General features: G+C 57.9%; 21 protein-coding genes and 1 pseudogene. 8 read left to right on the top strand and 14 right to left on the bottom strand.

Annotated elements, in window-relative coordinates:
* Window position 1: 1 nt before the first annotated feature.
* From ACI2KK_RS17670 to ACI2KK_RS17660, 3 genes are all read right to left on the bottom strand, one after another.
* Window positions 2-1,060 carry a putative 2-aminoethylphosphonate ABC transporter ATP-binding protein gene (locus ACI2KK_RS17670; protein WP_404669873.1) on the bottom strand — a complete coding sequence of 353 codons (1,059 nt, stop codon included), beginning with the start codon at window positions 1,058-1,060 and terminating at the stop codon, window positions 2-4.
* Between the two features lie 262 nt (window positions 1,061-1,322).
* Window positions 1,323-2,192, bottom strand: coding sequence for a LysR family transcriptional regulator (locus tag ACI2KK_RS17665; RefSeq protein ID WP_369989145.1), 870 nt, complete (start codon window positions 2,190-2,192; stop codon window positions 1,323-1,325).
* Between the two features lie 169 nt (window positions 2,193-2,361).
* On the bottom strand, window positions 2,362-4,545 hold the full coding sequence (locus tag ACI2KK_RS17660) for a heavy metal translocating P-type ATPase (protein ID WP_404669872.1): 2,184 nt from the start codon (window positions 4,543-4,545) through the stop codon (window positions 2,362-2,364).
* A gap of 186 nt (window positions 4,546-4,731) precedes the next feature.
* On the opposite strand from ACI2KK_RS17660, the gene cadR reads away from it, so the two are divergent.
* Window positions 4,732-5,175 carry a cadmium resistance transcriptional regulator CadR gene (gene cadR / locus ACI2KK_RS17655; RefSeq protein ID WP_217841309.1) on the top strand — a complete coding sequence of 148 codons (444 nt, stop codon included), beginning with the start codon at window positions 4,732-4,734 and terminating at the stop codon, window positions 5,173-5,175.
* Window positions 5,176-5,300: 125 nt separating this feature from the next.
* Here the strand turns inward: cadR and ACI2KK_RS17650 are convergent.
* Window positions 5,301-5,615, bottom strand: a pseudogene (locus ACI2KK_RS17650) (thymidylate synthase); the annotation flags it as partial.
* Between the two features lie 302 nt (window positions 5,616-5,917).
* Between ACI2KK_RS17650 and ACI2KK_RS17645 the strand changes: the two are divergent.
* From ACI2KK_RS17645 to ACI2KK_RS17635, 3 genes are all read left to right on the top strand, one after another.
* Complete coding sequence (locus ACI2KK_RS17645; RefSeq protein WP_404669871.1) at window positions 5,918-6,976, top strand: hypothetical protein; 1,059 nt, start codon at window positions 5,918-5,920, stop codon at window positions 6,974-6,976.
* Between the two features lie 66 nt (window positions 6,977-7,042).
* Entirely contained in the window at window positions 7,043-8,641 is a 1,599-nt protein-coding gene (locus tag ACI2KK_RS17640; protein ID WP_404669870.1) for an ATP-dependent nuclease, read from the top strand.
* Complete coding sequence (locus tag ACI2KK_RS17635; protein WP_404669869.1) at window positions 8,634-9,731, top strand: UvrD-helicase domain-containing protein; 1,098 nt, start codon at window positions 8,634-8,636, stop codon at window positions 9,729-9,731. The genes ACI2KK_RS17640 and ACI2KK_RS17635 overlap by 8 nt, the downstream gene beginning before the upstream one ends.
* Window positions 9,732-9,899: 168 nt before the next feature.
* Here the strand turns inward: ACI2KK_RS17635 and ACI2KK_RS17630 are convergent, their stop codons facing one another.
* Window positions 9,900-10,565: a hypothetical protein gene (locus ACI2KK_RS17630; protein ID WP_404669868.1), complete on the bottom strand. Its 666-nt coding sequence runs from the start codon at window positions 10,563-10,565 to the stop codon at window positions 9,900-9,902.
* Window positions 10,566-10,764: 199 nt separating this feature from the next.
* On the opposite strand from ACI2KK_RS17630, the gene ACI2KK_RS17625 reads away from it, so the two are divergent.
* Both ACI2KK_RS17625 and ACI2KK_RS17620 read left to right on the top strand, forming a co-directional pair.
* The gene (locus ACI2KK_RS17625; RefSeq protein WP_404669867.1) at window positions 10,765-11,031 is read left to right on the top strand and encodes a hypothetical protein; all 267 of its coding nucleotides are present in this window, start codon (window positions 10,765-10,767) and stop codon (window positions 11,029-11,031) included.
* Window positions 11,028-11,207, top strand: a complete 180-nt coding sequence (locus tag ACI2KK_RS17620; protein WP_404669866.1) for a hypothetical protein — start codon at window positions 11,028-11,030, stop codon at window positions 11,205-11,207. Before ACI2KK_RS17625 ends, ACI2KK_RS17620 begins: the two co-directional genes overlap by 4 nt.
* A gap of 148 nt (window positions 11,208-11,355) precedes the next feature.
* Here ACI2KK_RS17620 and ACI2KK_RS17615 read toward each other — a convergent pair whose 3' ends face one another.
* From ACI2KK_RS17615 to ACI2KK_RS17600, 4 genes are all read right to left on the bottom strand, one after another.
* Window positions 11,356-12,069, bottom strand: a complete 714-nt coding sequence (locus ACI2KK_RS17615) for a hypothetical protein (RefSeq protein WP_404669865.1) — start codon at window positions 12,067-12,069, stop codon at window positions 11,356-11,358.
* A gap of 810 nt (window positions 12,070-12,879) precedes the next feature.
* Window positions 12,880-13,665 (bottom strand): hypothetical protein, encoded by a 786-nt coding sequence (locus tag ACI2KK_RS17610; RefSeq protein WP_404669864.1) that lies wholly within the window; start codon window positions 13,663-13,665, stop codon window positions 12,880-12,882.
* A 184-nt stretch (window positions 13,666-13,849) separates the two neighbouring features.
* The gene (locus tag ACI2KK_RS17605; RefSeq protein ID WP_404669863.1) at window positions 13,850-14,653 is read right to left on the bottom strand and encodes an AbiJ-NTD4 domain-containing protein; all 804 of its coding nucleotides are present in this window, start codon (window positions 14,651-14,653) and stop codon (window positions 13,850-13,852) included.
* Between the two features lie 202 nt (window positions 14,654-14,855).
* Complete coding sequence (locus ACI2KK_RS17600) at window positions 14,856-16,025, bottom strand: hypothetical protein (RefSeq protein WP_404669862.1); 1,170 nt, start codon at window positions 16,023-16,025, stop codon at window positions 14,856-14,858.
* 210 nt (window positions 16,026-16,235) lie between these two features.
* On the opposite strand from ACI2KK_RS17600, the gene ACI2KK_RS17595 reads away from it, so the two are divergent.
* Complete coding sequence (locus ACI2KK_RS17595) at window positions 16,236-17,099, top strand: hypothetical protein (RefSeq protein WP_404669861.1); 864 nt, start codon at window positions 16,236-16,238, stop codon at window positions 17,097-17,099.
* 685 nt (window positions 17,100-17,784) lie between these two features.
* Here ACI2KK_RS17595 and ACI2KK_RS17590 read toward each other — a convergent pair.
* The 4 genes from ACI2KK_RS17590 to ACI2KK_RS17575 form a co-directional block, all read right to left on the bottom strand.
* Window positions 17,785-18,414, bottom strand: coding sequence for an HAD family hydrolase (locus ACI2KK_RS17590; RefSeq protein ID WP_404669860.1), 630 nt, complete (start codon window positions 18,412-18,414; stop codon window positions 17,785-17,787).
* A gap of 63 nt (window positions 18,415-18,477) precedes the next feature.
* Entirely contained in the window at window positions 18,478-18,975 is a 498-nt protein-coding gene (locus ACI2KK_RS17585) for a hypothetical protein (protein WP_404669859.1), read from the bottom strand.
* Between the two features lie 98 nt (window positions 18,976-19,073).
* A complete protein-coding gene (locus tag ACI2KK_RS17580) occupies window positions 19,074-19,391 on the bottom strand; it encodes a hypothetical protein (protein WP_404669858.1) in 318 nt (105 codons plus the stop codon).
* 75 nt (window positions 19,392-19,466) lie between these two features.
* On the bottom strand, window positions 19,467-20,201 hold the full coding sequence (locus tag ACI2KK_RS17575) for a metallophosphoesterase (protein ID WP_404669857.1): 735 nt from the start codon (window positions 20,199-20,201) through the stop codon (window positions 19,467-19,469).
* 177 nt (window positions 20,202-20,378) lie between these two features.
* Here ACI2KK_RS17575 and ACI2KK_RS17570 point away from each other — a divergent pair, with 177 nt between their 5' ends.
* Window positions 20,379-20,855 carry a helix-turn-helix domain-containing protein gene (locus ACI2KK_RS17570; RefSeq protein ID WP_404669856.1) on the top strand — a complete coding sequence of 159 codons (477 nt, stop codon included), beginning with the start codon at window positions 20,379-20,381 and terminating at the stop codon, window positions 20,853-20,855.
* A 52-nt stretch (window positions 20,856-20,907) separates the two neighbouring features.
* On the opposite strand, the gene ACI2KK_RS17565 is transcribed toward ACI2KK_RS17570, so the two are convergent.
* Window positions 20,908-22,104 (bottom strand): hypothetical protein, encoded by a 1,197-nt coding sequence (locus ACI2KK_RS17565; RefSeq protein ID WP_404669855.1) that lies wholly within the window; start codon window positions 22,102-22,104, stop codon window positions 20,908-20,910.
* Between the last annotated feature and the right edge of the window lie 72 nt (window positions 22,105-22,176).

The following is a 22,176-nucleotide window of genomic DNA, read 5'->3' as shown; positions in this document are numbered from 1 at the left end:
CTCAGGCAAACACCTGCAGGCTCTGCGGCGGCAGGGCCACCCAGATGTCCTGCGAGCCCAGGCGCGGCATGGCCTCTGGCGCAAGTTCGGCGAGCAGCGCGTGGCCCGGCAGGGCCTTGAGTTCGAAGCTCATGCGGCAGCGGTTGCCAAGGAAGGTGATCTCGCGAACCTTGGCCGGGAACAGGTTTTCTTCATGCACGACCGGGTTGACGGTGATCGCCTCGGGGCGGCAGAACAGCCGGCCACTGCTGGCGCTGCCGGCATTGCTGCCCAGGCGCATGTGCATGCCGCCAACCTGGGCGTGGCTGGCGCTGCTGCGCTGGAACGGCAGCCAGTTGCCCTGGCCGACGAACTCGGCGACGAACGGCGTGGCCGGCTGATCGTAGATTTGCTGGGGCGTGGCGTACTGCTCGACCTGGCCGTTGTTCATCACGGCGATGCGGTCGGCCATCAGCATGGCCTCGTCCTGGTTGTGGGTGACCATCAGCGTGGTGATGCCCAACTGGCGTTGTAGTTGGCGCAGCTCGGTGCACAGGTGCTCGCGCACCCGGGCATCGAGGGCCGACATCGGCTCGTCGAGCAGCAACAACGAAGGCGACGGTGCCAGCGCCCGGGCCAGGGCCACGCGCTGTTGCTGGCCGCCGGACAGCTGGCCGGGGTATTTCTTTTCGCTACCTACAAGCCCCACCAGTTCGAGCATGTCGCGCACCCGCTGGCGCGCCTCGTCGCGGCTGCTGCCGGTCAGGCCGTAGGCGATGTTGGCTTCGACGCTGAGGTTGGGGAACAGCGCGTAGGACTGGAACAGGATGCCGTAGTCACGGGCCTGGGGTGGCAGCTCGGAGATGTCGCGCTCGCCGATGTACAGCTCGCCACGGTCCTGGCGCTCCAGGCCGGCGATGCAGCGCAGCAGGGTGGTCTTGCCGCAGCCCGAGGGGCCCAGCAGGCACACCAGCTCGCCGGCGGCGATGTCCAGGGACACGTCGTTGAGCGCGGTGAAGGCGCCGAAACGCTTGTGGATGCCGCGCACTTTCATCTGTGCGCCAGGGGTTGCGTGGTTCATGGCAGGGCCTCATCGAAGAGATGGGGCCCATGCTAGGAAGGCAGTGCGAAGGTTCTGTGGCGTTTGGGCAAAAGCCGGTGATAGTGGTATTGGCGGATTTTGTAATGGCCCGGCAGGTTTATGCAGGCCTTGTAGGAGCGGCCTTGTGTCGCGAAAGGGCTGCGCAGCAGCCCCAGGATTTCAGCTTCGCCGCATAAATTGCTGGGGCTGCTACGCAGCCCTTTCGCGACACAAGGCCGCTCCTACAGGGGCGCGTGCTCCATCAGAACTGCGAACCCACCACCTCTTGCGCCACCCCGAGGAAGGCCGCCGGCAACCGGGCCTGGCGCCGCTCCTTCAGGCAGTACAGGTACTCGTGCATCACCGGCGCATTGTCCAGCGCCAGCACCCGCAGCTCGGGGTTATGCGGCACTTCGTGGCGGGCGATGATGCTGATGCCGATATTGCGCAGCACCGCCTCGCGGATCGACTCGCGGCTGCCGATTTCCAGCAGCGCCCCGGCCTTGACCCCGGCGTCCTGCATCATCTGCTCGGTGAGCTTGCGGGTGGTCGAGCCCTTCTCGCGCATCAGCAGGCAATGCCCGGCCACCACCTCGATGGACACCGCCTGGCGCTGGGCCAGCGGGTGGTTGCGGTGCACAGCCAGCACCAGCGGGTCGGTGCCCAGCACCCGGCGTACCAGGCGGGCGTCCTCCAGCAGTTGCGAGGAGGCGGCAATGTCCACCCGGTAGTCCTCGAGCATTTCCAGCACCTGCTGCGAGTTGCCGATTTCCACCGCCACCTCCACCTGGGGCAGGCGTTCGCGGAAGATCTTCACTAGGTCGAGGATGTAGTACGGCGCAGTGGCGGCGATGCGCAGGCTGCCCTGGGCCTGGCCGCTGTTGCGCAGCTCGAACTCGATATCGGCCTCCTGCTGCAGCAGCGCCTTGACCATCGGCAGCAGGCGCACGCCCTCCTCGCTCAGCACCAGACGCCGGCCGCCGCGGTAGAACAGCTCGACGTTGTACTGGCTTTCGAGGTTGCGGATTTGCGTGGTTACCGTGGGCTGGCTGAGGCCGAGCTTTTTCGCCGCCAGGGTGATGCTGCCCTGGCGGGCCACCATGTAGAAGGCCTTGAGCTCGGCGCTGAGCATTGTGGATAACCTCTAGTTGAACAGACCTGCGCGCGCTGTTGTAGGAACGGCCTTGTGTCGCGAAGGGCTGCGCAGCAGCCCCAAGATCTCGGCATGATGCAAAATCGCCGGGGCCGCTGCGCGACCCTTTCGCGACACAAGGCCGCTCCTACAAGGGGCGCGTCAGGGTTTATTTACGCAGCAAGCGCAGGCCGTTGAACACCACCAGCAAACTCACCCCCATATCGGCGAACACGGCCATCCACAGGGTGGCCATGCCGGCGAAGGTGATTGCCAAAAAGATTGCCTTCACCCCCAGCGCCAGCACGATGTTCTGCACCAGGATCGCCGCACTTTGCCGCGACAGCCTGACGAAGGCCGGGATTTTGCGCAAGTCGTCGTCCATCAGCGCCACGTCGGCGGTCTCGATGGCGGTGTCGGTGCCGGCGGCGGCCATGGCGAAGCCGATTTCCGCGCGGGCCAGCGCCGGTGCGTCGTTGATGCCGTCGCCCACCATGCCCACGCGGTGGCCCTGGGCGTACAGCGCCTCGATGCTGGCGAGCTTGTCGGCCGGCAGCAGGCTGCCCTCGGCGCGGTCGATGCCCACCTGGGCGGCGATGGCCTGGGCGGTGTGCGGGTTGTCGCCGGTGAGCATGACGGTCTTGATGCCCAGTGCGTGCAGCTCGGCGATGGCCTGGCGGCTGCTGTCCTTGACCGTGTCGGCCACGGCGAACAGGGCCAGCGGGCCACTGCGGTCGAGCAGCAGCACCACGGTCTTGCCCTGGCGCTCAAGCAGGTCAAGTTGCGCTTCTAGCTCGGGGGAGCACAGGCCCAGTTCTTCCACCAGGCGATGGTTGCCCAGGTGGTAGGTTTGCCCGTTGATATCCCCACGCACACCGCGACCGGCCAGGGCGGCGAACTCGGTAACGTCGCTCAGGGCAATGTTCTGTGCCTTGGCGAACTGGGCAATGGCGCCGGACACCGGGTGGTCGGAACGGGCCGCAAGGCTTGCAGCCAGGGCCTGGGCGCGGCCTTCGAACAACGGGTCGAGCACCTGGCTGTCGGTTTGCACCGGCTTGCCGTGGGTGAGGGTGCCGGTCTTGTCCAGGGCCAGGAAGTCCAGCTTGCGGCCGCCCTCAAGGTACACGCCGCCCTTGATCAGAATGCCCTTGCGCGCAGCGGCCGCCAGGCCGCTGACGATGGTCACCGGGGTGGAGATCACCAGGGCGCACGGGCAGGCCACCACCAGCAGCACCAGGGCGCGGTACACCCAGTCGAACCAGGCGCCGGCCATGAACAGCGGTGGCACCAACGCCACGGCCAGGGCCACGGCGAATACGGCCGGGGTGTAGATGCGCGAGAACTGGTCGACGAAGCGCTGGGTCGGGGCGCGAGCGCCCTGCGCTTCTTCCACGGCCTTGATGATGCGCGCCAGGGTCGACTGGCCGGCGGCGGCGGTCACGCGGTACTCAAGCGAGCCGGCCTGGTTGATGGTGCCGGCGAACAGCTTGTCGCCGGAAGCCTTCTCTACCGGCAGGCTTTCGCCGGTGATCGGCGCCTGATCGACGCTGGATTGCCCGCTGAGCACTTCGCCGTCCAGGCCGATGCGCTCGCCCGGGCGTACCCGCACCAGGGCGCCGATGGCAACGTCACGCACCTGCACTTCGTGCCACTGGCCGTCGGCCTGCTGCACGGTGGCCATGTCCGGCGCCAGTTGCATCAGGCCGCCGATGGCATTGCGCGCCCGGTCCAGGGAGCGGGCTTCGATCAGCTCGGCAATGGTGAACAACACCATAACCATGGCCGCCTCGGGCCACTGGCCGATCAGCACGGCGCCGGTCACGGCAATGCTCATCAGCGCGTTGATGTTGAGGTTGCGGTTTTTCAGGGCGATCCAGCCCTTTTTGTAGGTGCCCAGGCCACAGCCGAGGATGGCCGCCAGGGCCAGCAAGGCAACCACCCACTCCGGCGCCTTGCCGGAAAAGTGCACGATCTCGGCGGCAATCGCGGCAATACCCGACAGCGCCAGTGGCCAGACGCTTTTCTTCACGGCCTGTGGGGCGCTGTCGTCTTCAGCCGCCATGGGCTCGGCCTTCATGCCCAGGCTGTCGATGGCCTGCTCGATCGCGGCGGTGCCATCGAGGGTGTGGTGCACGCCCAGCACGCGGTTGATCAGGTTGAACTCCAGCTGCTCGATGCCCGGCAGCTTGCCGAGCTTGTCCTGGATCAGGGTCTGCTCGGTGGGGCAGTCCATGGCCTGGATGCGAAAGCGGCTGAGGCGCGCATCAGCACTGGCCTTGGCGGTCAGTTGCACCTTGGCGGGCGCAGCCTTGCTGGCGCAGCAGCTGTGGGAGTGGTCGTGCATGTGGGTCATGGCATCGTCCTTTAATGAGCACTGGCCCCTGTAGGAGCCGGCTTGCCGGCGATGGCGTCAGCAAGGGCAACGCCGTTGCCTGATCGGGCCTCATCGCCGGCAAGCCGGCTCCTACAGGGGTATGTGTTGCCAAGTGAACACCCTGTAGCCACTATAGGGTCAAGCCCTGTTTTGGAGAGGCGTGCCATGAAGATCGGCGAACTGGCCAAGGCCACCGATTGTGCGGTGGAAACCATCCGTTACTACGAACGCGAGCAATTGCTGCCGGAGCCGGCCCGCACCGAGGGCAACTACCGGCTCTACACCCAGGCCCACGTGGAGCGGCTGACCTTCATCCGCAACTGCCGCACCCTGGACATGACCCTGGATGAAATCCGCAGCCTGCTGCGCCTGCGCGACAGCCCGGATGGCTCATGCGGCAGCGTCAATGCGCTGATCGACGAGCATATCGAGCATGTGCAGGCGCGGATCGACGGGTTGATGGCGTTGCAGACGCAACTGGTGGAGTTGCGCCGCCAGTGCACGGCGCAGGGGGCGGAGTGCGCGATCTTGCAGCAGTTGGAGACCAACGGGGCGGTGACGGTGCCGGAGGTGGAGCATTCCCATGTGGGGCGTAGCCATGGGCATTGAGAATGCAGGGGGCGCTGCGCGCCCCTTTCGCGACACAAGGCCGCTCCTACAGATGAACGCGTCCCCCTGTAGGAGCGGCCTTGTGTCGCGAAAGGGCTGCGCAGCAGCCCCGGCCATCTAAAGGGTCACACCGCCATCGGCGCCGTCAGCGGCGCATGGTGCTCATAGCCTTCCAGCCAGAAGTCGCTCGGCTCGATCTTCTCCAGCCACTCAGGCTCGTACTTGCCGGTATCGGCAAACGCCGGCACGCGGTCGCTGATGACCAGCTTGGGCGCGGCCAGCGGCTCGCGCTTCATCTGCTCGTTCAGCATGTCCAAGTGGTTCTCGTACACATGGGCATCGCCGATGAAGTAGGTGAACCAGCGCGGGGTGTAGCCGGTCAGGCGGCCGAACAGCGACAGCAGCGCGGCGCCTTCGGTGAGGTTGAACGGCGTGCCCAGGAAATTCACCCCCCACCTTTACTGCACATTACGCTGACTTGTAATGCCTTCCAAGCGACTTGGTATATGTGCATTATAGCTTTTGCACATTACATGCGCAACCTCTAATACTGGATAAACCACCAGCTTTTTAAGCCCCAAGATAGCTCCCTTTCTCCTGAAGCCCCCGAAATACGAGGCCTGTAGCCAAGAAATTGACTCATCCTGGCAATGTGCTATCCATGGTTTCGGGGGAATCAATCGCCCTAGGAACAATTCCAGCGCTTCCGCAGCCGCTATGACGCAAACAGCAGGGAGAATCGATGCGCCTAGATCAGATGCCATACCACTCCATGCCTACCCTGGCTGTCCTTCCGTTCCGCCAATTCGGCATTGGATGGACGTGGCACCTACGGGCACTCAAGCTTTTTCCCGAGTCTCAGCTGTCCTGGAAGCGCTACTTCTACGATAACGGCAGCGGCCATGCGAGGGCGGCTGTTTTCACCTCCTACGAGGAGGCCATGGAATCTGCCGACGAATTCAACAGGCGCACCAGCGAGCTTGTAACACAGGCGGTATCGGATCCTGTGCTTCAGAGCTCGACCACCCTGAAAGTCGAGAAGGCCCTGACAGCAGCACGCCGCATCCACGCAGAAGAAGAGCTCATGGAGCGCGAGGCGATCAAGCTGAACGCCCATCTGCCCCGGCCCTCAGTGCAAGAGCTAATACTGCACAATACGATGGAGAGCTTGCGCCAACCGCTCCATGAGGAGCTTGAGCGTGCGCCTTACCTAGATATAGTTGCCGTGCCGAGATTCAACATGTGCCTTCGTCGTGTCGATGGCCAGACATGGGAACAGATCGGAGCCTTGTCTCCCAAACGCTCGCAGACCTGTCTGCGCGAAGTGACAGCCAAAGGGTTTGGTCTTTCGGGAGCCGACCACTGGGGAAGAACCAAGGCGCAGATACGCGCACTTTTACTCCCCCGAGCCAACCAGCTGCTGCAGTTAGCGAGCGTCAAGCAAATGCTCGCCGAGGCAAGGATGCGCGGCCAGAGGGTGTTGGTCTGCGGTGGCTTCGTGTTCTGGTATGAGGACGATGGGGTACCACGGTGGGTGGTGAAAAACACGGGTGGCGAGTCCAGCAGCGATGATGGAAACACCTTGTGGTACGAGGGCACGATCCTATCCAAGAACCATGGCCGGATCGTCGTGCTTCCCTACATCAAGGAGAACGGCGAAAAGGTTCAAGGGCACACAAAGAATGCACCACACGATGGAAAGGCCATGCCTCGGCACTCTGACCAGTACGTCACCCTGCCTTTTGAGATTCTGAACGGCGACCTCATGATTGGACTATTTGGTGAGCTCCACTATGAGTAATGCACCGAGTAATGCACCGACCAATGTACCGACTAACCGGACATACCTTCCACCTAAGGACAGCAGATGATCACGAAGATCAAAATCCAGGGCTATCGGATCTACGGCGACTTCACGCTGCTGCCAAACAAGGATCTCAACATCCTTGTGGGCGGTAATGACGCGGGCAAGTCGACCCTCATGGAGGCGATCGGTCTCGCACTAAACGGGCGTATCGGTGGCCGCTCCGCTCAGGAGGAGTTGAACCCGTACTGGTTCAACAAAGAGCTGGTTAACCAATTTCTAGAGAATTGCGATTGGGATGAAACCCCAGCTCTTCCAGAAGTTCTGATTGAGCTATTCCTCGAAAATCGGCCAGAGCTGCAATTCCTCTGTGGCGCGATCAATAGCGACAGGAAGACAAATGCCTGCCCTGGCATCTCATTCAAGGTCATCCCCAACCCTGAGTATGACGAGGAGCTGACCCAGTGGCGTATCAACCCCAGCGCGCTGATCCCCGTCGAGTACTACAAGATTGAATGGCGAACCTTTGGGGACGAGGTACTGACTAGGCGCCCCCGTCAGCTCGCCGTTGCGACTATCGATTCCCGTACCGTCCGCTCGACCTCAGGCGTCGACTACCACCTGCGCCAAATCCTAAGTGACCATTTGGAGCCGGGCGAGAAAGCCAAGATCTCTCAGCATTACCGCGAGATCAAAGAGTCCATGACCTCCAACTCCCTGGGAGGCGTAAATGATCGCCTCAAAGATATTCGGGCGCCACTGGATAACCAGGTGATGGCCTTGGCCATGGATCAAAGCGCTCAATCCTCCTGGGAGGGGTCGGTCACACCACACGTGGATCATGTGCCGTTCGCCTTGGCTGGCCAGGGGCAGCAGGCTTCGATCAAGATCTCGCTGGCCATGCAGCGCCTGTCCGAGCAAACCAGCATTGTGATGATTGAAGAGCCAGAGAATCATCTGTCACATACCAGCTTGACCACGCTGCTGTCGCGCATTGAGGAGGCTGCTGGCGAACGGCAGTTGTTCATCTCGACGCACAGTGCCTACGTGCTAAACCGCCTCGGCCTGAGTTCCTTGCTCCTCCTGCATCGCGGCAAGGCATCTCACATCGAGACGCTTGATCCGGACACGGTCGGCTATTTCCAAAAGCTCCCAGGCTTCGACACGTTGCGGATGGTGCTGGCTCACAAGCTCGTCCTGGTGGAAGGCCCTTCGGACGAGATCTTGTTTGAGCGCTTCTTCAAAGACCTCTACGGTAAGCACCCGATGGAGCTGGGGATTGATGTGATGAGCATGCACGGGCTGACGTTGAAGCGCTGCCTGGAACTCTGTACTGCCATCGATCGCCCAGTTGCAGTGCTTCGAGACAACGACGGGGAAGACCCAGAAACCCTTAAGGAAACCGTCAACGAACTACTAGAAACAGGAAAGCGAGAACTCTTCATTGGCGCAAAGGAAGCTGGCAAGACATTGGAGCCACAATTGAGGGCGTGCAACAGCGAAGAGTCTCTGCGCAAGATTCTCGGGGCCACTGATCGGGCCAGCCTTGAGAAATGGATGTCGAGAGAGAAAACGGAAGCAGCACTTCTCATCGCCAAATCCAAGGAGGCGGTCACACCGCCACCGTATATGGCTGCGGCTGCGGCGTTCATTCATGGCTAACAATTACCTGACCCTGGCAGTTGCGGGCGCTCGCAAGACACAAGGCCTGGTGGAGCATTGCAAGGCGTTACCAGCAGATCGCAAAGTTCTGCTCATCACCTTCGCACAGGCGAACCAAATCGAGCTGCGCGAGCGTGTAAGGCGGTATGCCGGTGACCGACCCGGCTTGGAGGTCTCTGGCTGGTTCAGCTTTTTACTGCGTCATTTCGTCAAACCCTTCGTCCCGTTCGCATTCCCCGGCAAGCGCTGCAGGGGCTTCAACTTCGAAGGTGAGCCGGGACGATACTCCAGCGGTGAGGATCGATTTTTCGACTCTTCGGACAGTGTCTATGCGAAGGAATTAGCACGCTTGGCCCATCAATTGATTGGCCAAAGCGGCGGGGCCCTGATTCAACGCCTCGAATGCCTTTACGACGAAATACTCATCGACGAGGTTCAGGATCTTTCGGGTTACGACTGGGACATCCTGGAGGCGCTGTTCGGCACACGCATTGAGATACGACTGGTCGGGGACGTCCGTCAGGCCGTCTTGTCCACCAATCCTCGTGGTCAAATGAAGAAGGCCTTTGCCTACTCGAAATCCATTGCATGGTTCAAGAAACAGCAGAAAGCTGGCCGCTTGGAAATCAACTACAGCTCTGTCACATGGAGGTGCTGCCAGACAATCGCTACCTTTTCCGACACTATCTTCGAGGCGAGCTGGGAGTTTCCGGAAACGACCTCACAGAATCACGTCATCACACCCCACGACGGCGTTTTCCTCGTGAGAAAGACTCACGTCCGTCAGTACGTTGAGACATTCCAACCCCAGTGCCTGCGCAATAGCATCAGCTCGGGCAAGGAGTTCGACCTCGACTACATGAACTTCGGGGTGTCCAAAGGACAGACCTTCAACCGCGTGCTGATTTATCCGACCGAGCCTATCGGCAAGTTCATCAGCAAAGGGGAGTATCTCCTGCCCCTCTCCGCAGCCGATTTTTATGTGGCGGTCACACGGGCCGAGCAAAGCGTAGCGATTGTCCTGGATAAGCCAGGGGCCTCACAGATCCCCTATTGGCACCCCGCTGTCGCCGCTTCACCGCCAGATTGATGCCCGGCTGTATAGCAAATGAACTTAGCTGGTGCCGGCGTCCTTTAGACTAGGGATGCCTCACGCAGCCTCTTGCAGGGGCGCTTAATACACTAGAGAGACTCGATGCATCCTTGGCACGGGTCAAACACCCCGCGGGCCGGGGACGCCTTCTCGCGACAACGACATCTAGCCTAAAGCCATCATCTGATCGAGGGTGCTTTCGTCGCGGAAACTCATCATCTCGTTGAAAAGCTCCTCTGGCAGTACCCGAGACGCTGGAAGATGATCGATGAGGTAAAGCCGGATAGTCTGGGTAAAGTGAGACGTAACCGCTGAGCGAATTCGATCTTCTAGCTCCTCTGCTTCGTACCCGCTGCCATAGTCGAATATGGCAGCTCTCCATCGGCTTTTGAGGAGATGGAAGCTCAGGACATTTCTTGAGACCTTGGCGCTCGTCCTATGGTGGGACTCTGCCGTGACTCTGTGGAAATAGGCTGAGTCGATGCGGAACATCTCCATTAATCCCGACCCTGCGTCATCCCAAAACTCTGGAATGACAAAAATGAGACGCTGCAAGAAATCGTCCGATACCTCGCGGGGAGGGGTTACCGTCACCAGCATATTCCCGATGTGCTCAGGAAAAGCAACGTCACGATCCTTCCATCGAAAATCGAAGCTGATATGAAAATTCTTCATGTCGGCTCTTTTCGCTTGCTGCAGCTTCTCCGTCACTAGGTAGCGAAGGCCGTCGCTTACGGCCACCCCCGCATCTTCGACCATAGTTGAGTAATTCGCGTACTCCACTGGATCGAATCGGACGCTGATTGCCTTTTTGACCTTGCTCTCAGACACGTTTACACACCTCATGGCGTTTACTTTTCAAAACAGGTGACAAACCCACGAGCAGCGATTATCGTTGCTTCACCCGCCGCTGTCGAGCCCACTCCGCAAATGTGTCGCCGCACTGGCAGGCCAGCTGAGCCAAGCTCCCATGGACTGGCTCACCCATTCAGCAAATAACTGGGCCAAGCCCACATACAGGAATTCACGAATGACGACATTCAACCCCCACATCGCTGCAGATCCTGCAGCACAACAGGCAGCAGCGCCTGCCCCCGCTGCCGATGAATACTCAGAGCAGTACACAATGAAGCGCCAGCAACGCCTGTCACTCACCCAGGAGGAAGCCGACTCGATAAACCACCAACTTGATTTGATCGAGCGATGCACCGGCAAACGTATTTCCGTGAACAAGCTCATTAAGCAGGCTACTTTGCAGAAAGCAGAGCAGGTTTTGGAACAGGGGAAAAATGAATGAGCCGCAAATCCCCTCCACCCGCCATCGCTGGCAAACCCATTTTGGTTACCTTTGGGGTCAACCAGACCGACAAGGTCAACAAAGCGGCCAACATGCTGAACAAAACTCCGCGCCAATTCATACTCGACTCGACGATGGAGGCCTGCGAGTCAGCCCGCAAAGTACCTAAGCCTTAATGGCTATCGTGTTAGCAGTGCTCGGCGGCCTCTGAGGTATCCCACCTATTGAGCCGTCGAGCCACCTGCACGATTCTAGGGGTCACCCCGGCTCAGCTTCTCCATCCGGAGTACTCGCCGCCCAACCTAGACTGATGCTTGCTCGAATTTAGAGTGCCGGCCTCTCGGGCTGCCAAAAATTACAGCTGAAGTTATTCAGGCCCCCGCCATAGGGACTAGGCCTCACCGCGAACACCTCAGGCACAGCACCCCCATCGCCCCCATCGCGGAAGAACTCTCTCAGAGAAAAGAGCGCCTGGGCCTTCAAGCGTTCCCATTCTCGGTACCGACTGTCTTCAAGATCTCTGGCTGCCTGCGCTGCGCTGGGTTTGCGCTTGGGTTGCGGCAGGGTGTAGCTGGGCTGAGGGGAGAAATCGTAGACGAACGTCAGGTGCCCATGCTTCCAGTCCGTAGACGGCGACGCTCGCCAGCGGAATGACACTTGCACTGACAGTCGCTTGCTGAAATGGAAAGGCGGTCTGATCTGATCATCAATGAAGAACAGTTCGCCCTCTTGGCGCTCAGTTTCGAGCCGACCCTTCATCTGCTGCACAGCGTGAATGAGGTCATTGCCTGCATACAGTGCGTCCTGTCGAGTGCGTTCGCGCTTGGCATGGGCCTTGGCCTTACTGTACTCAGCGATCGCTTGTTGGAACGCATGAAGCTTGGTACCCACGTAGGGGCCACAGTCACTGAGCCCAAGGCCCTGAATCGGCCCTATGCGCTCTTCATCCAGGCACTTGCGCACTGCAGCCCGAAGCACCGTCTCATCAACATCGCTGATTGCAGCTTGCTGATTACTGGGCAAGTTAATGTACGTCATGACCAAAACTATCCTTGTGAAATGTGCCTGGCTACTGCTTCATCCAACGCCAAGCTACTGGCAGGATGACACCATATAGCATGGCGGTCGGGCAACGCGAAGCCCTCAGGGTCGCCGGGATCTCTCACCAGACCATGCACATGCAGATCTGACGAATAGCGATCTGGATGAGTTCGCCGGACGCTAATCATGGGGCCAAGTCATCAGACCGGACATCCGCAGCAGACCATGGGTACAAAGCACGAAAAACTAAGCTATAGCTTCGAATTTCCCGCCAGCGCCTCCAAAACTCGCCAAATCTAAGAAAAAGTTTAGATTTCTCACTCCGTCAGCTGCTGAGCTTGAAGCTTTAAGCGCCGACCCTCCATGAATTCCTGGATATCCCCCTCGCCTTTAATGCTGGAGCTAGGTAGGCGTGCTCACCGGGCGCATACGAGTAGCGCAGCGTTATGCACCCCGGATGTTCGGCTGCGGAGAACCAGCAGTCGAGCTCGAACCTTGAGTTCTTGAGAGGTCGGACGGGCCGGGGGGAGCCCACATCTCGGGGCGATGTAGGCCAGAAGACGCGTGTATAGCGTCAAAGAAAAAGCCGAGCATGAGCTCGGCTTCGAAAGAGGTAGGGCGTGAGCCCTATGAAGCTTCAACAACCTAGAAGGTTGAGGGGTTAGCCGCTGCCTAACCGTCCCATTACTTGCCCTTTACGGACTGACCCTGGGAGGTGCTACGCGGGCCTCATCTGGATTTAACGAGCGGGGAGGCTCATGCACACTCGTAATCAATAGTAGCGAAGGGGCTATCCCTTGTAAAGCATCACACGTCGCTGAAAAGGCAGATGGCTTCCACCGAGGTGACGCCATTCATCGCCTGGACGATCTCTTTGGCCACCGTGAGCGTCCGCCCCGTGGCCAGAAGGTCGTCAACCAACACGACGCGGCCAGTAACATTACCACGAAAAGCTGGGTTGAGTTGGAGCGGCGTGAACAGGTGGCGATAATCCACCGGGATCACCTTCAAGGGAAAGCCATCAGCTTTTTTCAGCCTGAACTGGAGGCCTTTGCGTTCATCGCCGGTGATTTCTCCGTTGTCCTCTGCTCTTCGGATCATGTCAAAGGCTTCCAGCTTGGTCGACTTTACGAAGACATCATGGGCCAATTCAGCATTGAGCACGGAGGCGCATCGCGACGCCACGATGCGGCTCAAACTGTAGCCTGACGGCATATACACTACCGTGTCGGCTTGGGTTTGTGCGGCAATCACCGCCAGGATCTCGCTACCGCTCTGTGCCAGGCGTTTGATGGAGGTGATATTGGTCGTAAGGCCATCTTTGCCTTTGAGGGCGTACAGAAGCGGGCAGTTATCGCCAATCACACTGGCCTTTCGATCCCGGCTCCGCTTAGCGGAGGACTTGATCCGTGTGAACAAGGACGTGACCTTTAGCCCGCACTCCCGGATGTCCGCTTTAGGGTTGCCATCCACAGTGGTGATCAGATGCTCTCTGACGGCGTGGTCAACCGTGACCAGGTTCTGCGTGACGACAAGTCCCAAAGGTCTACCCCAAACAAGTGAACAAATGATGGCGGCAAAGCCCACCATCATAATGCCTGGCCAGCTTGGCGGCTAGGACGCTCCGGCTTCGATCAAGTGAAACCCTGGGGCCCTGGCCACCGCCTTTGCAACCGAAGCTGGTCTTGCTGCGACGGCAAAAATCGCGGCCCCCGTCATCCAACACCTCCGCGACATACTCGCCAGCCCCCGCCCGAGGGCCAAGCAACGATTTCCGTCACTTCGACTTCTTGATCAGATAGCTGCTGACCGAGGCGCACAGGCCAACAACGAGCTCTGCGTCCTCGAAAGAGGGTTCGCGCCCTTCTTGAATGTGCCGTCCGAACTCCGAGGCGTACGCCCAAGTTTTGATAACCGCCTGATCCAATGGTGCTGGAATCAGCGTCCGGCAATCGTTCATGATCCTGCCCAGGGTCGCCTGTTGGTCACCAGTGACCTGCCGAGCGACGCACTCCAGCGAGGCCATGGCGTGCTGAATTGCTCCAGTCGGGTCTGGGGATGGCCGGCGTGAGAGGTCAGCTATCGCCTGGTGCAATTCCTTGCTGGCCGTGACGTGACCGTGTTGGTGCTCAGTTTCTTTCGCCGAGGTCAGAATCTGTTCAAAAGACTCAGAGCCACGCATCTCGATGCGACCATCCAGCAGCTTCCAGCCTATGCCGTGCTCGATGAAGAACTCGTTCAGTTCAGTCGTGAAGTGCTCGTACACATCGCCGTCGTAGTTACGGTTGCCGAAGTAGTCATCCAGCCGCTCGATGACGTCATACACCTTGAACCACTTGCACTGCTCAAGCCGCTGGACGTTCTCCTCGTGGATGTTGGGTCTCTCGCTCCAGTTCTGCTTATCGGGCAAAACCTTCAAGGTCTGGCAGATGATTTGGCGCAGGTCTGAGGGCTTGAGACCACACTCGTAGCTCAACTGAATCAGGTATTCCTGCAGCGCTTGCGGTGCATCTTCTCGTACGGTGATTTCGGCCTCGTCGATCTGCGAGAAACCGTGACGCCTTGAAAATGAATCCTTCATCCTTACTCTCCGCCTGACCTACTCCACTGGCACATCGCCATAGCAGCCAGCTCGATAATGCCTGACATTGCGCGGCGGGAATAGGACAGGGGCTTCGACACCTGGCGTGAATTGAAGCCGGCACTTTCAACGCACAGCGATCCACTCAGTCACAATAGCGTGGACGCTTGCCACAAAAGCGTGGACTCAAGTCATGCCCGAGCTACGAGTAAAGTAAGTCATCGTTCTCACCCTCAGCGTACCCAGGATCGAAATCTTCCAACTCCTCGCCCTCATGACCTATCAGGCCGCTTTGATAGAGGCCTATCTCATACATCCTCGACTTCAACTCTTCATGAGCGCTGCGAATCGCCAAGACGGTAGCTCCGAGATGCAACACACCGTTGAGATCTCGCTGTAGCTTGTTCACGCGCAACAGACAGCCCAATGTGTGCACGCCAAGAAGCCATTCGGTGCGTGCTGAGCCGGACGCTCCCTCATTCCTATCGAACACGAACGTGATTTCGACTTTGTTGACGCGTCGTCGCCCTCGAACCATGTCGGCGCCGGAACCGTCAGGAGGCATATCCGTGAAATGATAGGAGCCCTGCACGAACACCAGGTCACCAGGAGTGACCAGAATATCGAGCGTGCTCCGATCCAGGTCATCCGAGATATTCCTGACAAAGGCATGACCCATGGCAGCCCGCAACATGTTGCTCATGTAACGGTGCAGGCTGTGCGATGGTGCCTGGCCGACGTACAAAAGACCCTCTCTGGTGCAAAGGTAGCCGTCCTCGTCACAGACCCCATTGCGGAGAGCCGCTTGATATCCTTGGAGCTTCGTAACATCCACTCCGACGTGTTCGGCAATTTCGAAAACCCTAAGGTGATTGAAGTACCACCACTGGCAACTCATTAGCTGAGTGGCTTTGAATATGGCCAAAGGATCGAGCCGGCTCACCTCCTGTTCCCACGCAGCCTTTTCCGCCTTGAGCCGATCAGCGGTGAGCGTAAGCTCCAGAGCATGCGTGGAGTGGGCCTCCCCATGATGGATAGAGCAGAGGACTGCGAGGTTGGCCGGCGAGTGGTCGCGACTTTCTGCCCATGATTCGATGTGATGAACGATGACCGGGCGCTCAGCGTTTCGACAGACACAGCAAACCCAGCGATTGTCGTAAAGGGTCTTGATGAGGACATCCAGTGGTATAGGTGGCCTGCCTTTCCCGAGGATCTTTGGCACGACGGCTTCACTGAGGCCGAGTTCCAGCAGTTTCTCAGGACGTTGCATTTGTAGCTTGGCGAGCGTCCATTTCTCCTCCCTCAGCTTCCTGGCCAACGCACTGTCTACCCCTCGCGCCATGAGGGCCCGCTCAACTGGATTTCTAGTCACGAGCTCGATTCCGTTTTGAGATCAGTGGAAGATTAACCCGTAGCAATGTAAGCGTCCGGCGAACACACCTTCAGAATCCCCAAATTAAGGCCCAGATCGTCAGTCCAGTTTTCCTTTCAAAGCCCTAAGCCGCTATGCTAGCTCCCAACAACCCACCTGCAGGCTCAGCACTCCGCGTTGGCCACCCCCCTCAGTACATAGGAGTTGGACATGGCGAAGGTGTTTGCTTTAGACCAAAATTTCTTCCGAAGCGGTAAGCTCGAATCTTTAATTGCGGCTGATCCGACTGCAAAATTCGTAGTGCTGGACATCGCGCTGCTGGAGATGGCTAAAGGGGACGAGTGGATGAAAATCATGCGGCGCTCATTGGAGATTTTGAGCAAAAGGCCCGGACGTATTTTGGCTTCAATCTCTCTAGGGGAGGCGCTGCGGTACGAACTGGAAACGCTGGATCGCGCGCCCCTCAACATGATTTGCAAGGAGTCGACTCGTTACGTACGGGCCCTAGCGACCGAACTTGCGACCAATGATCCCGCAGCGCCAACCATCAGGCAGTTCCGTGCCCGGCTTCCTGCCGTTCAGAATGACCTAAGCCACGACGAGCTTGATCACAGCAAAAACCTGAAGCGTTTGCAAGACATGACGACTAAGGTGAAAGAGTTTTTGAAACCAGCGGGAATGAAGGTGGTCAAACAACCAGATTTTCCAACCATTGAACGGCTGGCATTGGTCTACTTCATCGCCTCGATTCTGGCCAAGGATGAGTTGGTTGCGCGAGGACACCTGCCAGTTCGCGTCAAACGGTTCTTGAAAGGTAATCCCCTATATTTCCGCTATTACCTCACTCTCGTCCGCCATGGCTTGGAGTGGGCAATAAAAGGAGGTATTGAGAACTACACCCCCCAGAAAGCGACTAACGATACCTTTGATCAGGAGTACGTCGTGGCAGGGTCTTTTTTTGACGACCTACTGTCGTGCGAAAAGCGGGTAATTGTAGCGAATCAAGAGCTGCGTTTCATGCTGTCCATCAAGAATCCGGGTGGTATCACCCTACCATTCAGTCGAGCCGAGTAGCTCATCCTATAAGACACCTAACTCGCGCCCGCGACAGGTTGGCAGCAGATCCGTGGAGGGTTGGCGGCAAAGATTAATCAGCTATGAGGGAAGGGGGTCGCACGCGGTAAGCGGGTGATGAACACACCATGGCCTTCGGCGATTGCGTCAGGAAGATGTATTGGCCGGACGGATACATAGCAATGCGCGCCACTGCTTGAGCTATCGGAGGTCATTTGCAGTACAAGAAAGTGCCCCCTCACACCCATGGAGTTCGCGGAGATGATTCGCGGCCAGTCGCTACCCCTCGTAGCCTGGGATGCCGTGTTCAAGCCGCCTAATCTCGTCATGGATAATTGAGAATCCCATAGGTGTGCACAGCACCCTGCAGGGTGCCTGACGGCCTACACCTACAGGTTTTACGAGCCATCGCTCCGTCTTCTTTCGGCTTCCAAACACTTCAAGTGCGATTGAGAAGACCTGCTCGTAACGCGTTTCAAAGCAGCGATGCGTAGCACTCCAGCAGCCAATCGGGGGGCGAACGCATCGCCCGACAATCCTAAGCTCATTCATGCTTCACCCTCTGGTGATACTGATCTGATCGCCCCTCGTACTCTGCGCACGGGCAGCCCAGCAGGGCCATCTCGTGGCGCGACCCAGTAGCTCAGACACAACGCTTACCATCGAATTGAAGGGCTGCTCCCAGCTACCTATCACTCAGCACTGATTGTGCAAAATGGGAAAGATTGGAAAACCCGCCTCCATTCCTGCGCAACAGGTAACCCTTGATACCAATCTGGCCAGGCCCATCCCGATCACACCTTTCTGAGTCGCCAATCATGACGATCCGTCCCTCACCACTGAGCTCCTTTTCTGGCCGGACATTGAGCAGATCGCAAGTGCGCTGGTAGATGTCGGCTTGCGGCTTCATAACGCCAATGCGATAGCTGAAACCATAGGCCCCAAGGTGCGGAAAAATCCTTTCCACTACGGGGCCGTAAGCCATAGCCAGGTTTGAACATACGGCCAGTCTAAGCCCTGCAGCTTGCAGTAGCCCAACGGCCTCAACCGCGTCTGGATAGGGCCGGATGCTTGCCAGCTCTTCCTCCAAGCATTGATCGAGAAATGCCAGTTGGGAGGGCGAGATCCTGATACCAAAGGACAGAGCAGCCTCGCTTAGAGAAACGCAACGGGTCATGATCGTTCGAATGTCATCAGCGCGAGGCAGACGGCCTTGGCGTCGCCCCTCTCGAAGCAACTGTCGAAATGGGTGTTTTGGCTGCCGTATCTCTACCAGCGTTCCGAAGGCATCAAAGATTACAGCACTGGTCTTCATCTGAGTTTCCTTCTCTGGTCAGCGTCCGCAAGACAGTCAGCCAATCTGACGAGGAAAGCCAAGCTATCGAAGAGTAACGCCAAACTTTGAAAAATCATCCACCAGCGTTTTTCGACCCAGCATTTTCGGAAGCTTGAAGACGTTCCTGTACCCATACCACAAAAACATAGGAATAATGACAAGCCCAACTCCAAAGGTGGCCGTCGCAGCAATAATTCCAGCCGGAACCGCTGCTAGCGAAACAACTACACCCTTTATCAAAGTCGACCTTGCGATGATTCGCAGATCATCCAAGTCGCACTCAACTTTTCCACCTGCCTTCTCAAAAGCGACAACAATTATCGATTTCTTTGAGGCATGCTTATAGTACCAAGTTCGCGGAACATCAGTCGCCAAAGCACCATGTTTCGCAAGATACTTCAACATCACAACCTCTTTGAAATAGTGCGTAGCGCCGTGCTCATCTTCATATCTAACACGTCGATAGAGAGCGTCTAGATCACCGCTCACCTGGGCATCATAGTTCTTAACAGTCAATGTCATTTTCTTTAACTCGGACATGCTTCTTCCCTTAAACACACGTTAACTATTAATGATTTAGATGACGATGGGGCCTAATGAATCGGGCTGAGACAGCGGCCTCAATGACGCGGGGGCACTCAAGCGGCGACAGGCAATCGGCTGACCATGACGTAATGATCGTTGCCTGACACTGTCCGCAATAACGCCATGCCTTCGACCTCCGCTATCACCTCACTAGGGGGTGTCACAATTGTCATCCCATCAACCAGTTGCCCTGAAAGATCGCCATACACATACGCAACGAAACGATCGCCAACTTCAGCTGCATCTACCAGGTACGCGTCCACTAGCGCACCCCAATCATGGGCCTGCGCAATCGCCAACTTAGCTGACACCAGACTGGGCAGTCGTACCCCGCCCTCAGCCGTCCAGTCCTGGGAATTCAGACAACTCATGGATTCTCCATCACGTTCGAATTTGAAACCTACTCACTGCTGAACAAATCTAAACACCAGCAGCCTTATCAGTCTTCATACACTGATAACTAGGTCTGGCCGGAAGCCAGTTTGTTCAGAGGGATAACCACGAGGATTACTCACAAACCGGACGCCATTAACCACCTCATCCACGGCTTCGTGGGTATGGCCAAAGATCCATAGATCGATCTTAAAATCCATCAGGCCATCCCAATTGTTGCCATAGGCTGCTCGCAAGTGAAGATCGGCTCCTTGGTCACTCACGAACTTCATAAGGGGCGGATGGTGAGTTACAACTACGCGCTTACCGTTGAATGGCAGCGACAGCTGGCCCTCCAACCACTCCTTCGTCTCTCGATTTCTCGCGATCAGATCATCAGGGCGCAAACGCCGATACTGTTCACCGACACGGATTGCGCGAAAGTCATTCAGTGAGTTACGAGCGCACCAAGAAGCAGCTTCTGGGTCTCCGGTTGCGGCCAGGCTCGTCCAACCCGTAGCGCAGAGAAACTGCACGTCACGGTGTTCTAAAACCTGATTTTCCAATACGTGGACGTGCGCCTCAGCAGCGTCAAGCAGCTTGCTGTGGGTTCGATCTATATTCCCGCTGTAGTGCTCATGATTGCCCATGGCATATATGACAGGCGTGCTGAAGGTCAGGCTGGCCCATCTGGCCCCCCTGGACTTCACGTGGATGTCGCCAGCTAGTACGACCACGTCACAGTCCACCACAGGGGGGACGAAATCGGCGAACTCACAATGTAGATCAGACAGTATATGAAGCTTCATCCCAAGCCTGCTGACGTCGACTTTCTAATAAATTGATCATTCCCTGGCCCGGTCGCTCGGACGCGGCGAGGCTGCCATCAGTAGGCCCACGATAAACGATGATCGCCATTATTGCTAGCTTTCGATATTTATCGACGCATGGCGCTGTGGCCCTATTCTTCGTTTTGAGCGCTCAGCATGCAGAACGAGATAGCAGCAATAGTCCGAGCTCTGCGCGACCTTAGAGGATCGGCCCAGGAGGAGCTTGCCGAGATCAGCTCCCAAGCCAATCTGTCGCGATTGGAGCAGGGGAAAACGCAGGTCTCTTTGGTCAAGCTGAGCAAGATTGCGCGCACCCTGGATTTCGATCTCGTCGCTCTCGTCGCCCTATGTCAGGCCCTCCAGAATGGGGCATCACCTATCGATGTCATGGCGAAGGCTTCAAAGGACTTGGAAGGCTTCGTAGCCCAGGGAGGCTTGCAGGGCCTGAAGAGGCACTGGGACGCTGGTGAAGGGCTGGTGAAGCGCACGCGAGGCAAACCCAGCAGCCCAGATCGAATCCGGGCGGTACTGGAGCTCAAGGCCACTGGCATGTCGAAGGCGGAAGTGGGGCGAGCGCTGGGGTTGCCTGAAGCGACTGTCAGGCGTTACTGGCTCAAAGAACTGCCTGGTTAGAAAGGGAGTTGTGGGGTGAGAGCAGAGAAGCTCTCCACTTGCCCGATTCGATTTAGCGTGGCGGCAGATCCGTGAAGCGCAGCCGGGGATAGATCCGCCTTTCCTCAGCGCATTTGGAAATCTGCAAGAACGCTGACAGCAGTGCATCTTCCGAAGGGCAGTGGCGGGTCATGACCTCGAACTCGTTGTAATCGAAGGCTAGGACGCGAACGCCGACCTCATCCATGAATTTCAAAATCATGGCGCTGTATTCATCGTAGTTGTCGATAAAAAGCTCTCTGACCACGACAACTCCCACCAGGGGGCGTGCAGCAAGATCAATGTCCAAGGGCGTGCCGTCCACAAGCGCTAAGGCTGGATTGCCTTCTCGCCTGATCGTTGAGATGGCGCCACGTAGTTGCTGCAGGCCGTTCTTCAACTGACTTATGGCCTTCTTTCGCTTTCTCTCAAGCGTTGTGTTCATCATTGCTGGCGTATTGGGACTGTCCTTCGCCTGCAGCAGCAAAGTCACTTCATCGCCCATCACCACTACGTCAGCCAGCTCCTCGCCATCGGAGACCTTCAAGGGGCCATGGATGATCCGCTCGGAGGTGTATGCGCGCTGGAGAAGATAGATGATGTCCAACTCCTGAAACGTGCCCGGCTCAGTGCGCTCCAACTGTGTATTGGAGAAGCCTTTGGAGCCTCGAAAGTCCTGGCGGGTCAGGTCGGTGATCAAATAGTCCGAGGGGAACAGATCCTCCTGTAGGAACACCGTTGTGGCACGAGCGTCGTCCTCATAGGTCGTGAGGCTGAACCATCTTTCCGCCTGCTCATACATCTTGGGCCAGTGATCTGCTCCAATGGGGCTGAGTGTACCGAGCTCCTTGCGGAGCTGACCTAGCTTGGCCTGGCCCTTACAACTGAACAGCTCACGGTTGTGCTCGTCGAAAAAGCACACACTGAATTCGTCAGGGAAGCTCTGCAGTGCCTCGGTGAGAGGGTCACCAGGGATGAGTGGGGTTTTGATCAATAGCGGACTTTGTGGGTCATCAAAGCAGGCGGTGAGAAGCGTAAGCCCTTTCGTTTCGTCTGCCTTGTATGGCGCGAGGTAAAGCTTCAATTCACGCCTTTGCTGAGCGGCCAGGATCAGTTCTTTCCCGGCCTTGATTACCAGCACGAAGCCTTCAGGGCCTTCAACGATCCATAATCCACGGGCTAAGACAGCGATTTGCTGAAGCGCTTGTGGCTTCATGATCGTGAGGTACATGTGAACTCCTTGTCGGTTGCCTGATTGCGTCCTGCAAAACCCGAAGCCTAAAGCGATGAGGCGAGGCCTAGA

This window comes from Pseudomonas sp. NPDC089406, assembly GCF_044900265.1.
Classification (GTDB): Bacteria; Pseudomonadota; Gammaproteobacteria; order Pseudomonadales; family Pseudomonadaceae; genus Aquipseudomonas; species Aquipseudomonas fakonensis.
The sequence above is the reverse complement of the archived record's forward strand: the minus strand, read 5'-3'. Positions and strand labels throughout refer to the sequence as shown.